Origin of the sequence: Anaeromyxobacter sp. Red801, from assembly GCF_049201065.2 — a bacterium.
GTDB lineage: Bacteria > Myxococcota > Myxococcia > Myxococcales > Anaeromyxobacteraceae > Anaeromyxobacter.
In genome coordinates this window covers 2142537-2155417 of sequence record NZ_CM181236.1, presented here as the reverse complement: position 1 = coordinate 2155417, position 12881 = coordinate 2142537, and the positions used below count along the sequence as shown (strand labels likewise).

The 12881-nt window shown below is 70.5% G+C and carries 6 protein-coding genes and 1 pseudogene; all 7 read right to left on the bottom strand.

What is annotated here, in order from left to right; translation table 11 throughout:
* Window positions 1-3: 3 nt before the first annotated feature.
* Complete coding sequence (locus tag ACOQFB_RS09905) at window positions 4-480, bottom strand: hypothetical protein (protein WP_494492551.1); 477 nt, start codon at window positions 478-480, stop codon at window positions 4-6.
* Window positions 477-1784: a FliI/YscN family ATPase gene (locus ACOQFB_RS09900; RefSeq protein ID WP_421610980.1), complete on the bottom strand. Its 1308-nt coding sequence runs from the start codon at window positions 1782-1784 to the stop codon at window positions 477-479. Before ACOQFB_RS09900 ends, ACOQFB_RS09905 begins: the two co-directional genes overlap by 4 nt.
* Window positions 1781-2383, bottom strand: a complete 603-nt coding sequence (locus tag ACOQFB_RS09895; protein ID WP_421610981.1) for a FliH/SctL family protein — start codon at window positions 2381-2383, stop codon at window positions 1781-1783. Before ACOQFB_RS09895 ends, ACOQFB_RS09900 begins: the two co-directional genes overlap by 4 nt.
* A gap of 178 nt (window positions 2384-2561) precedes the next feature.
* Window positions 2562-3287 (bottom strand): sigma-70 family RNA polymerase sigma factor, encoded by a 726-nt coding sequence (locus tag ACOQFB_RS09890; protein ID WP_011420650.1) that lies wholly within the window; start codon window positions 3285-3287, stop codon window positions 2562-2564.
* Window positions 3288-3715: 428 nt separating this feature from the next.
* Window positions 3716-7900 carry a DNA-directed RNA polymerase subunit beta' gene (gene rpoC, locus ACOQFB_RS09885; protein WP_059438157.1) on the bottom strand — a complete coding sequence of 1395 codons (4185 nt, stop codon included), beginning with the start codon at window positions 7898-7900 and terminating at the stop codon, window positions 3716-3718.
* Between the two features lie 100 nt (window positions 7901-8000).
* Window positions 8001-12267: pseudogene (gene rpoB, locus ACOQFB_RS09880) on the bottom strand (DNA-directed RNA polymerase subunit beta).
* A 223-nt stretch (window positions 12268-12490) separates the two neighbouring features.
* Window positions 12491-12865 (bottom strand): 50S ribosomal protein L7/L12, encoded by a 375-nt coding sequence (gene rplL / locus ACOQFB_RS09875; RefSeq protein WP_059438155.1) that lies wholly within the window; start codon window positions 12863-12865, stop codon window positions 12491-12493.
* Between the last annotated feature and the right edge of the window lie 16 nt (window positions 12866-12881).

Below are 12881 nucleotides of genomic sequence, written 5' to 3'. Positions count from 1 at the left end.
CGGTCACGCCTCGCCGCCGGGCCGCCCGGCGGGGCCGCGGTCGTCCTGCTCCGCCTCCGCCGCCCGGTCCGCCCGCCGCCGCCGGTCGGCCTCCCAGGCGGCGCGCCGCCGCTCCAGCACCTCGCGGGCGCGCGACGCGGCCGCGAGCGCGGCCAGGGCGTCCTCGAGCGCCCCTGCCCGCGCGGCCACCTCCGCCTCCGCGCCCCGGTGCGCGGCCGCGAGCGCCTCGGCCTCGTCGCGCAGCCGCGCCGCGTGGCGGGCGCCCGCGGCGAGCGCCGCCGCGGAGCCCGGGGCCGGCACCGCCCGCCCCGTCGCCGCGGCCGCGCCGCGCGCGAGCTCGAGCGCCGCCGCGCGGCGCGCCCGCCCGGACTCCGCGGCCTCGAGCGCTGCCCGGGCGGCGGCGACCGCCGCCCGCGCCGCGTCCTCCTCGCGCCGCCGGAGCGCCTCCAGCGCGGCGAGCGGGAAGGCCTCGCCGCTCACCCGGCCAGCGCCTCCAGCCGCCGGAGCGTCTCCTCGAACGGCGCCGGCTCGCCGAGCGGCTGCCGGAGGAACGCCTCGATCGCCGGCAGCCGCGCCAGGGCCAGGTCCGCCTCGGGATCCGCGCCGGCGCGGTAGGCGCCGAGCGCCACCAGGTCGCGCACCCGCGCGTGCGCCGCGAGCAGCGCCCGCACCCGGCCGGCCGCCGCCAGGTGCCCCGGGCCCGCCACCGCGGGCATGACGCGGGAGAGGCTCTGGAGCGGGTCCACCGCCGGGAAGCGGCCGCCGGCCGCCACGGCGCGGTCGAGCACCACGTGGCCGTCGAGGATGCCCCGGACCTCGTCGGCGACGGGCTCCTCGAGGTCGCCGCCCGCCACCAGCACCGTGTACACCGCGGTGATGCCGCCGCGGGCGCGGTTGCCGGCCCGCTCCAGCAGCCGCGGCAGCGCCGCGAACACCGACGGCGGGTAGCCCTGCCGCGCCGGCGGCTCACCCGCGGCCAGCCCCACCTCGCGGAGCGCGCGGGCGTAGCGCGTCACCGAGTCCACCAGCAGGAGCACCCGGTCGCCCCGCTCCGCGAACCACTCCGCAACCGCGGTGGCCACGTGCGCGGCCTTGAGGCGGACCAGCGCCGGCGCGTCGCTGGTGGCCGCCACCACCACGCTGCGCGCCAGCCCCTCCGCGCCCAGCGGGCCCTCCAGGAACTCGCGCACCTCGCGCCCGCGCTCGCCGACGAGGCACACCACGCACAGGTCGGCGCGCGCCCCGCGGGCGAGCTGGCCGAGCAGCGTGGACTTGCCCACGCCCGAGCCGGCGAACAGCCCGATCCGCTGCCCCTCCCCGGCGGTGAGGAGGCCGTCGAGCACCCGCACGCCGAGCGGGAGCGGCGCCGCCACCGGGCGACGCGCGAGCGGGTTCGGCGCGGGCCGGTCCACCGCCCACTCCTCCAGCCCGGCCGGGAGCGGCGCGCCGTCGAGCGGCCGGCCCAGGCCGTCCAGCACCCGCCCCAGCAGCCCAGGCCCGGCGCGGATGGCGTGGGGCCGGCCGGTGGGGACGACCTCCGCGTCGAGCCCGACGCCGGCGAGCTCGCCGAACGGCACCAGCACCGCGCGGTCGTCGCGGAGCCCGACCACCTCCGCCAGCAGCGGCTCGCGCCCGGGCGCGCGGATCTCCACCGCCTCGCCCTGCCGGACGCCGCCCACCGCCGCCTCGAGCACCAGGCCGGTGAGCCGCGTCACCCGCCCGCGCAGCGGGAGCGGCGCGGCCTCCCCGAGCGCGGCGCGCACCCGCCCCAGGTCCACCGTCACGGCGCCTCCTCCAGCGCGCGCTCCAGCGCGGCGAGCTGGGCCTCCACGCGCGCGTCGATGCGCCCGGCCTCGGTCTCCACCACCACCGCGCCCGGCGGGAGGGCCGGGTCCTCGCGCAGCGCCGGCCCCTCGGGCCGCGCGAGCAGCGCGGCCAGTCGCGAGCGGGCCGGCTCGGCGCGCAGCAGCGCCGCGTCCGCCGGGCTCGCCCGGAGCACCAGCTCGCGGCAGTCCTTCGCCCGCGCCAGCGCGCGGGCGGCGAGGTCGGCCACCGCCTCCGGCGCCGCCGCCAGCTCGCGCCCGAGCAGCTGGCGGGCCACGTCGAGCGCCAGGCGCGCCACCTCGCGCTCCAGCCCGGCGAGGCGGGCCGCGCGGGCCTCCCCGGCGGTCGCCAGCGCCGCCGCGGCGCGGGCCATCCCCTCCTCGCGGCCCTCGCGCACCGCCTCGGCGCGGATCGCCTCCCGCTCCGCCGCGGCCGCCTCGACGAGCCGCGCGGCCTCGGCGCGCGCGTCGTCCACGAGCGCGCGTGCCCGGGCGCCCGCCTCGTAGATCGCCCCCTCGATGCGCCGGCCGCCCGGCCCGTCCTTGAGCACCCTCGACATGCGCCCTCCGCGCCGGGGGCGATTCTACTACGCGTGAGGCCCGGACCCGCACCGTGCGCGAAGGGGCGCCGTCGCGCCGCCGGGCGCGCCGCGGGCCCCGGACGCGACGAGGCCCGCCTCCGGAGCGGGGGCGGGCCTCTGGTGCGCCGGGGACGCGGCGCGGAAGGTTCGCGCGGCGCTAGGCGGCGTCGCGCTCGACCGGCTGGAGGTACCGGTGCAGGAACTGCTTCGTCTTCAGCTCGACCTGGCGGACGCGCTCGCGCGACACGCCCCAGCGCTTGCCGATCTCCTCGAGCGTGCGCGGCTGGTCCTGCTCGAGCCGGTTGTGCACGATGTCCCAGCCCAGCTCGCCGATCCGCTTGCGGACCTTGCCGAGCGCGTCGCGGACCTCGCGGTCGCCCTCGCCGGAGAGGTAGGTGTCCTCCGGCCCGGGGCCGTCGTCCTCGATGCGCTCGAGGTGGGTGGCGTCCCCCTCCTCGTCGATGGCGCTGTCGAGCGACAGGTCCGGCTGCGCGACGGTGCCGCTCTGCGGCCGCACCGTGGAGCGCGCCTCCTTGAGGTACTTCCCGATGTAGGCGCGGATCCACCACACCGCGTACGTCGAGAAGCGCGTCCCGGCGTGCGGGTCGAACTTCTCGACGGCGCGCATCAGGCCGACGTTGCCTTCCTGGATCAGGTCGTCCAGCCGCACCGTGCCGCGGCGCTGCTTGCGCGCGATCGCGACCACGAACGCGAGGTTGTGGCGGACCAGCTTCTGCTTCGCGGACACCTCGCCCTTGCGCGCGCGGATGGCGAGCGCGTGCTCATCCTCGCGGGTGAGCGGCGGGAAGTCGCGGACCGCCTTGAGGTAGGGGGCCAGCTCATCGAACTCCTTGCTGCCTCTCTGCGTGCTCGCCGTCCTCATTCCGTTGCCTCTCTACCTGTCCTGTCCTGCGTCAATCCATCTCGGGGAGGTTACGTAACGTCAGGTTAGATTAATGGACCGAATCAGTCAAGTAGCCCGGAACCGACCGACAGGACGGGGTTCTTCGCCGTCCCCTCCTCTGCCGCTGCGCCGCCGCCTCCGGATTCCGCCAATATGAACATGAGCCGGAATTCCGCATTCCGGTCCCATGCGAGCGCCCGCCTGTCCCACGTCAAACCACTGGGCTTGCGGCAGATCAAGTCGAAACCGAACTCCGATCGGGGCGGCCGAGGCGCGGCAGCCAACCACAGCCGTTAAGCGGGTGCTTACTGCCCGGACAACTTCATGCGCCGGATCAAAAAGGAAAGGGCCCGGCCCCTTCTGGGACCGGACCCTTGGTCGCGGCGAGGCGTTCGCCGGGCGGCTCGCTACTCCTCCGCCCCGACGGCCAGGGCCTCCTCCGCCTCCTCGACCGCGTCCACCGGGGTCTCCACCTCGATGTCGAGGTGCTTGTAGGCCCCGAGGCCGGTGCCGGCGGGCACCAGGCGGCCCATGATGACGTTCTCCTTCAGGCCGCGCAGGTAGTCGACCTTGCCGCTGATGGCGGCCTCGGTCAGCACCTTCGTGGTCTCCTGGAACGACGAGGCCGAGATGAAGGACTCGGTCGAGAGCGACGCCTTGGTGATGCCGAGCAGCAGCGGCTCGCCCTGGGCGGCGCGGCCGCCGGCCTTCAGCACGCGCTCGTTCTCCTCCTCGAACGCGAACTTCTCGACCTGCTCGTCCGCCAGGAACTCGGTGTCGCCCACGTCCACGATCCGCACGCGGCGCAGCATCTGCCGCACGATCGTCTCGATGTGCTTGTCGTTGATCTTCACGCCCTGGAGCCGGTAGACCTCCTGCACCTCGTCCACCAGCCAGCGCGCGAGCTCCTTCTCCCCGAGCACCCGCAGGATGTCGTGCGGGTTCGCGGCGCCGTCCATGAGCGCCTCGCCCGCGCGGACGCGGTCGCCGGTGTGGACGGAGATGTGCTTGCCCTTGCCGATCAGGTACTCCTTCGCGAGATCGGGCCGGAGCTTGCCGTCCACCTCGGGCGTGATGACCACCTTGCGCTTGCCCTTGGTGTCCTTGCCGAACGCCACCACGCCGTCGATCTCGGAGATGACCGCGTGCTCCTTGGGCTTGCGGGCCTCGAAGAGCTCGGCGACGCGCGGGAGACCGCCGGTGATGTCCTTGGTCTTGGTGGTCTCGCGGGGCATCTTGGCGATGACGTCGCCGGCGTCCACCTCGTCGCCGTCGTTCACCACCAGGTTCGCGCCCTCCGGCAGCATGTAGCGGGCGTCGGCGTCGGAGTTGGCGAGCTTCTTGGTCTTGCCCTCCTCGTCCTTGATCGAGATGCGCGGCCGGGCGTCCGGGTCCTTGGAGGCGATGACCGCCTTGCGGGCCAGGCCGGTGATCTCGTCCACCTGCTCGCTGATGGTGACGCCGTCGACGAGGTCGCCGTACTTCACGCGGCCGGCCACCTCGGTGATGATCGGCATCGAGTAGGGATCCCACTCGGCCAGCAGCTGGTTCGCCTCGACCTTCTGGCCCTCGCGGACCAGCAGCTTGGCGCCGTACACCACGCCGTAGCGCTCGCGCTCGCGGCCCTGGTCGTCGGTGACGACGATCTCGCCGTTCCGGTTCATCACGATGAGCGTGCCGTCGTGCTTCTTGGCCACGCTCACGTTGTGGAACTTGATGAGGCCGGCGTTGCGGTTCTCGATGGTGGACTGCTCGGCCCGCCGCGACGCCGCGCCGCCGATGTGGAACGTCCGCATCGTCAGCTGGGTGCCCGGCTCGCCGATCGACTGGGCGGCGATGACGCCGACCGCCTCGCCGATGTTCACCTTGCGGCCGCGGGCGAGATCGCGCCCGTAGCACTCGACGCAGATGCCGCGCCGCGCCTGGCAGGTGAGCACCGAGCGGATCTTCACCTTGTCGATGCCCGAGTTCTCGATGAGCTTGACCTTGCCCTCGTCGATCTCCTCGTTCGCCTTCACCAGCACGTTGCCGGAGAACGCGTCGAGGATGTCGTCGAGCGCGACGCGGCCGAGGATGCGCTCGCCCATCGGCTCGATGATCTCGCCGCCCTCGACCAGCGCGCCGAGGGTGATGCCGTCCATCGCGCCGCAGTCGTACTCGGTGATGATCGCGTCCTGGGCCACGTCCACCAGGCGGCGGGTCAGGTAGCCGGAGTTCGCGGTCTTGAGCGCCGTGTCGGCGAGGCCCTTGCGGGCGCCGTGCGTCGAGATGAAGTACTGGAGGACGTTGAGGCCCTCGCGGAAGTTCGCCGTGATCGGGGTCTCGATGATCTCGCCCGAGGGCTTGGCCATCAGGCCGCGCATGCCGGCGAGCTGCCGGATCTGCTGGGCGGAGCCGCGGGCGCCCGAGTCGGCCATGATGTAGATCGGGTTGAACGACGGCTGCCGGCGCTCCTCGCGCTTGCCGTCCTTGCCCGTCCCCACCGCGGTCTCGGTCCCGATCTCGCCCATCATCTCCTGCGCCACCTCCTCGGTGACCTGGGCCCAGATGTCGATGACCTTGTTGTACCGCTCGCCGATGGTGATGAGGCCCTCGGTGTACTGGGCCTGGATGTCGTCCACCTCGCGCGTGGCGCGCTCGAGCAGGTCGACCTTCTTCCGCGGGATCACCATGTTGTCGAGCGCGATCGAGATGCCGGCCCGGGTGGCGTTCCCGTAGCCCATCGACCGGACGCGGTCGGCGAGGAGGACGGTCTCCTTCTCGCCGCAGAGGCGGTAGGTCAGGTCGATGAGGCCCTGCAGCTGCTTCTTGTCCATCACCTTGTTGATGGAGTCGAAGGACAGCCGGCGCGGGACGATGTCGTAGAGCAGCACGCGGCCGACGGTGGTCTCGACCCGCTTGCCGTCCATGCGGACCCAGACCTTCGCCTGCAGGTCCACCTCGCCCTGGTCGTACGCGGCGCGGACCTCCTCCGGGCTCGCGAACACCTTGCCCTCGCCGCGCGCGAACGCGCGCTCGCGGGTCATGTAGTAGATGCCGAGCACGATGTCCTGCGACGGCACGATGATCGGCTTGCCGTGCGCCGGGGACAGGATGTTGTTCGTGCTCATCATGAGCACGCGGGCCTCCATCTGCGCCTCGATGGAGAGCGGCACGTGCACGGCCATCTGGTCGCCGTCGAAGTCGGCGTTGAAGGCGGTGCAGACCAGCGGGTGGAGCTGGATGGCCTTGCCCTCGATCAGCACCGGCTCGAACGCCTGGATGCCGAGGCGGTGGAGCGTGGGGGCGCGGTTGAGGAGCACCGGGTGCTCGCGGATCACCTCGTCGAGGATGTCCCAGACCTCGGGGCGCTCCTTCTCCACCATCTTCTTCGCGCTCTTGATGGTGGTGACGTACCCCTTCTCCTCGAGCTTGTTGTAGATGAACGGCTTGAACAGCTCGAGCGCCATGATCTTGGGCAGGCCGCACTGGTGGAGCTTGAGCTCCGGGCCGACCACGATCACCGAGCGGCCGGAGTAGTCCACGCGCTTGCCGAGCAGGTTCTGGCGGAACCGGCCCTGCTTGCCCTTCAGCATGTCGGAGAGCGACTTCAGCGGCCGCTTGTTCGGGCCGGTGATGGTCTTGCCGCGCCGGCCGTTGTCGAACAGCGCGTCCACCGCCTCCTGCAGCATCCGCTTCTCGTTGCGGATGATGATGTCGGGGGCGTTCAGCTCCTGGAGCCGCTTCAGGCGGTTGTTGCGGTTGATGACGCGCCGGTACAGGTCGTTCAGGTCGGAGGTCGCGAAGCGGCCGCCGTCGAGCGGGACCAGCGGGCGGAGGTCCGGCGGGATCACCGGGATGACCTCCAGCATCATCCACTCCGGCTTGTTGCCGGAGGCGACGAACGCCTCCACCACCTTCAGGCGCTTGGCGATCTTCTTCCGCTTCGCGTCGCTGGTGGCCTCCTTCATCTCCGCGCGCAGCTCGTTGCCGAGGCCGGGGATGCCCTCGCCGTGCTCCTTGCTCACCGGGCCGACGCCGCGGAGCAGGCCGAGCACCGCCTCGCCGCCCATGCCGGCGGAGAACGCGTCGTCGCCGAACTCGTCGAGCGCCTTCTGGTAGCGGTCCTCGGAGAGGAGCTCGCCGCGCTGGAAGGTGGTCTCCTTCGGGTCGATGACGATGTACGACTCGCAGTAGAGGACCTTCTCCAGGTCCTTCAGCGTGATGTCGAGCAGGTTGCCGATGCGGCTGGGCAGCGACTTGAGGAACCAGATGTGCGCGACCGGCGTGGCCAGCGTGATGTGGCCGAGCCGCTCACGGCGCACCTTGGACTGGATCACCTCGACGCCGCACTTCTCGCAGACCACGCCCCGGTGCTTCATGCGCTTGTACTTGCCGCAGTTGCACTCGTAGTCCTTCACCGGGCCGAAGATCTTCGCGCAGAAGAGGCCGTCCCGCTCCGGCTTGAACGTCCGGTAGTTGATGGTCTCCGGCTTCTTCACCTCGCCGTGCGACCACTGCCGGATCTTGTCCGGGCTCGCGAGCGAGATCCGGATGGCCGAGAACGAGAGCGGGTCCTTCGGCTTCTCGAAGAAATTGAAGATGTCCTTCACGTCGACTCCCTGGAAAGCTGGGAAACCTGATCAGCACCCTCGCGCCGGCCCCCTCCCCGCCCGTGCGGGGAGAGGGAGGGCGCGGCCCCGGACGCGCGCGCTACGCGCTGCTCTTCTCCCCCGACGCGACCGCGCCGCGCGGCGCGCCCAGCGGGCCGCCGCCGAGGTCGCGCTCGGCGGCCTCGCGCGCCGCCTGCGCCTCCGGCGTCTCGAGCAGCTCCACGTCGAGCGCGAGGCTCTGGAGCTCCTTGATGAGCACGTTGAACGACTCGGGCAGCCCGGACTCGAGCGTGTTCTCGCCCTTGACGATGGCCTCGTACATGCGGGTGCGGCCGACCACGTCGTCGGACTTCACCGTGAGGAACTCCTGGAGCGAGTAGGCCGCGCCGTAGGCCTCCATCGCCCAGACCTCCATCTCGCCCAGGCGCTGGCCGCCGAACTGGGCCTTGCCGCCCAGCGGCTGCTGCGTGACGAGCGAGTACGGCCCGATGCTCCGGGCGTGGATCTTCTCGTCCACGAGGTGGTGCAGCTTCAGCATGTACATGACGCCCACCGTCACGTCCTGGTCGAAGGGCTCGCCGGTGCGGCCGTCGAACAGGATGGACTGCAGCGTCGCGGAGCCCTCCTCCATGAGGGCCTTCATCTCGTCCTCGCGGGCGCCGTCGAACACCGGGGTGGCGACGTGCATGCCGCGGCGGAGCTTCTGCGCGAGCTTCGGCAGCTCCTTCTCGGGCACGTCGTCGATGAGCGCGGCGAGCCGCTCGCTGGCGGGGCCGCCCTCGGTGCCGGCGAACGCGGCGCGGAGCTTCTTGCGCAGCTGCTCGGGACCGTACTGCTTCTCGATCATCTCCTGCAGCCGGAGGCCGACGTTGCGCGCGGCCCAGCCCAGGTGCGTCTCGAGGATCTGCCCGACGTTCATGCGCGACGGCACGCCGAGCGGGTTGAGCACGATGTCGACCGGGGTGCCGTCCTCGAGGTACGGCAGGTCCTCCTCGGGCAGCACGCGCGAGACCACGCCCTTGTTGCCGTGGCGGCCGGCCATCTTGTCGCCGACGGCCAGCTTGCGCTTGATGGCGACGTACACCTTCACCATCTTGATGACGCCCGGCGGCAGCTCGTCGCCCTTCTTCAGGCGGCCGATCTTCTCGCCGAAGAGCAGCTTCACGAGCTCCTTCTGCTCCTCGAAGTTCTCGATGATCTTCCGCGCCAGGTCCTGCACGTCGCCGGCGACGGCGATCTCGCCCCAGTAGCGCTGCGGGACGGTGTCGAGCAGCGCGTCGTCGAGGACGTCGCCCTTCTTCAGGAGCTGCTCGCCCTTGTCGTCCACCAGGCGGGCCGTGACCTCCTTGCCGAGGAGCAGGCGGCGGATCTTCTGGAACGCCGAGTCCTGGATGATGCGGATCTCGTCGTTCTGGTCCTTGAGGAGCTTCGCCTCCTCCATCTCCTCGATGGCCTTGGCGCGCTCGTCCTTCTCGACGCCCTTGCGGCTGAACACCTTGGCGTTGATCACCGTGCCGGAGACGCCCGGCGGCACGCGCAGCGAGCTGTCGCGGACGTCGCCGGCCTTCTCGCCGAAGATGGCGCGGAGGAGCTTCCTCCGGCGAGAGCTGGGTCTCGCCCTTCGGCGTGATCTTGCCGACCAGGATGTCACCGGGCTTCACCTCCGCGCCGATGCGGATGATGCCGGACTCGTCGAGGTCCTTGAGGGCCTCCTCGCCGACGTTCGGGATGTCCCGGGTGATCTCCTCCTTGCCGAGCTTGGTGTCGCGCGCGACGCACTCGAACTCCTCGATGTGCACCGACGTGAACACGTCCTCCTTGATGAGGCGCTCGGAGAGGAGGATGGAGTCCTCGAAGTTGTAGCCCTGCCACGGCATGAACGCGACCACCACGTTCTGGCCGAGCGCGAGCTCGCCCATCTCGGTGGCCGGGCCGTCGGCGATGACGTCGCCCTTCCTCACCCGCTCGCCCGGCTTCACGATGGGCTTCTGGTTGATGCAGGTGTTCTGGTTGGAGCGCTGGTACTTGATGAGGTTGTAGATGTCGACCTCGTTGGCGACGTCGGTCGCCGAGGTCGGCACGTCGGCCTTCACCACGATGCGCGAGGCGTCCACCGACTGCACCACGCCGTCGCGCTTCGCGACCGTGGTCACGCCGGAGTCGCGGGCCACGATGGCCTCGATGCCGGTGCCCACCAGCGGCGCCTGGGTGCGGAGCAGCGGCACCGCCTGGCGCTGCATGTTCGAGCCCATCAGCGCGCGGTTCGCGTCGTCGTTCTCGAGGAACGGCACCAGCGAGGCGGCCACGGACACGAGCTGGTTCGGGCTCACGTCCATCAGGTCCACCTCGTCCGGGCGGACGTAGATGTACTCGCCCTCCTTGCGGCACCAGACCTTCGCCTCGGTGAAGTTGCCCTTCTTGTCCACCGGCGCGTTCGCCTGGGCGATGATGTGCTTCTCCTCCTCGAGCGCGGAGTAGAAGGTCACCTCGTCGGTCACCCGGCCCTTCTCGACCTTCCGGTACGGCGTCTCGACGAAGCCGTACTCGTTCACGCGGGCGTAGGTGGACAGCGACGCGATGAGGCCGATGTTCGGGCCTTCCGGCGTCTCGATGGGGCAGATGCGGCCGTAGTGCGTGGAGTGGACGTCGCGCACCTCGAAGCCGGCGCGCTCGCGGGTCAGGCCGCCCGGCCCGAGGGCCGAGAGGCGCCGCTTGTGCGTGACCTCGGAGAGCGGGTTCGTCTGGTCCATGAACTGCGAGAGCTGGCTCGACCCGAAGAACTCCTTGATCACCGCGGTCACCGGCTTCGCGTTGATCAGGTCGTGCGGCATGAGCGTCTCGATCTCCTGGAGGCTCATGCGCTCCTTGATCGCCCGCTCCATGCGCACCAGGCCGATGCGGTACTGGTTCTCGAGCAGCTCGCCCACCGCGCGGACGCGGCGGTTGCCGAGGTGGTCGATGTCGTCGACGTCCTTGTTCGGCTTGCCGTTCTTGAGGTCGATGAGGAAGCGGACGACCTCGAGGATGTCGCGCTTGGTGAGGACGGTGTTCTCGAGCGGCTCCTCGATGCCGAACTTGTAGTTCAGCTTGAGGCGGCCGACCTTCGACAGGTCGTAGCGCTCGGCGTTGAAGAACAGGTTGACGAAGAGGTTCGTCGCGGTCTCCGGCGTCGGCGGGTCGCCGGGGCGGAGGCGGCGGTAGATCTCCATGATCGCCTCCTCGGGCGTGGAGATCTTGTCCTGCATGAGCGTGTCGCGGAGCGCGGGCAGGATGTTCAGGTTGTCGATGAAGAGGACCTTGAACTCGCCGATGTTCCGCTTGCGCAGCTCCTCGACCTTGGCCTCGGTGACCTCCTCGTTCACCTCGAGGAGCACCTCGCCCGTGGTCTCGTCCACCACGTCCTCGGCGGAGATCTTGGTGTAGACCTCCTCCGGCTCCACCGGGAGCGACTTCATCTTGGCCGCGACCAGCTTCTTGATCGCGCTCTCGGTGTACTTGCGGTTCTTCTTGACGATCACCTCGTTCGTCTTCGGATCGCGGATGTCGCGCGTGGCGCGCTGGCCCTTGAGCAGGTCGGGCACGAGGTCCTTCTCGTACTTGCCCTTGCCCTCGATCCGGATGGTCTCGGTGTCGTAGTAGTACTTGAGGATCTCCTCGGCCGACCCGTGGAACTCCACCGGGTCCTTCTTGGCCGTGTCCGGCGTCGCGCCGAGCGCGCGCAGCAGCACCGTGGCCGGCAGCTTGCGGCGCCGGTCGATGCGGACGTAGAGGATGTCCTTGTGGTCGAACTCGAAGTCGATCCACGAGCCGCGGTACGGGATGATCCGGGCGTTGTAGAGCAGCTTGCCGGACGAGTGGCTCTTGCCCTTGTCGTGGTCGAAGAACGCGCCCGGGGAGCGGTGGAGCTGGCTGACGACGACGCGCTCGGTCCCGTTGATGATGAAGGTCCCGTTCTCCGTCATGAGCGGGATCTCGCCGAAGTAGACCTCCTGCTCCTTGACGTCGCGGATGGACTGCGCGCCCGTCTCCTCGTCCTTGTCCCAGACGACCAGGCGGACGACCACCTTGATCGGCGCGGAGTAGGTCATCCCGCGCTGGTGGCACTCGTCCACGTCGTACTTGGGCTTCTCGAGGTGGTAGCTCACGAACTCGAGCGAGCTGGTCTCGTTGAAGTCCTTGATGGGGAAGACGGACTTGAAGACCCCCTGGAGGCCGGTATCGTCCCGCTTCTCCGGCGGGACGTCGGCCTGCAAGAACTTGTCGTAGGAGAATTTCTGGATGGCGATGAGGTTGGGGATCTCGGCGATCTTGTTGATCTTCCCGAAGTTCCGCCGGATCCGGAAGTTGTTCTGAATCGTCGTCGCCATCGATTTCGGTCCTCTTTCCCCAACGAGACCCGCCACAAAAGGGTCTAGCCGGCCGCCGGGCCGGCTATCCTGCGTCGCCCGGCCGAGCGGCCGGAAATCCAGGAATCGTTGATGGGATGGGGGTTTGTAACGGCTCGACCCTCGCCCGTCAAAGATTCCAACGTGGGTCACGGCGGGGCGGCTTGCAACCCCGCCCCGCCGTGCCCAGCAACGGCGAACGGTCCTACTTGACCTCGACCTTGGCGCCAGCGGCCTCGAGCTTCTTCTTGAGCTCCTCGGCCTCCGCCTTGGCGACGCCGGCCTTGACCTCCTTCGGCGCGCCCTCGACCAGGTCCTTGGCCTCCTTGAGGCCGAGGCCCGTGATCGCGCGGACCTCCTTGATCACGTTGATCTTGTTCGCGCCGGCGTCGGCGAGGACCACCGTGAACTCGGTCTTCTCCTCGACCGGCGCGGCGGCGGCGGCGGGGCCACCGGCCATCATCACCGGCGCGGCGGCGGCGGACACGCCCCACTTCTCCTCGAGCTGCTTCACCAGCTCCGCGGCCTCCAGGATGGTGAGGCCCGAGAGCTGCTCAACGATCGCATTCAGATCGGCCATGTGCTTCTTCCTCTTC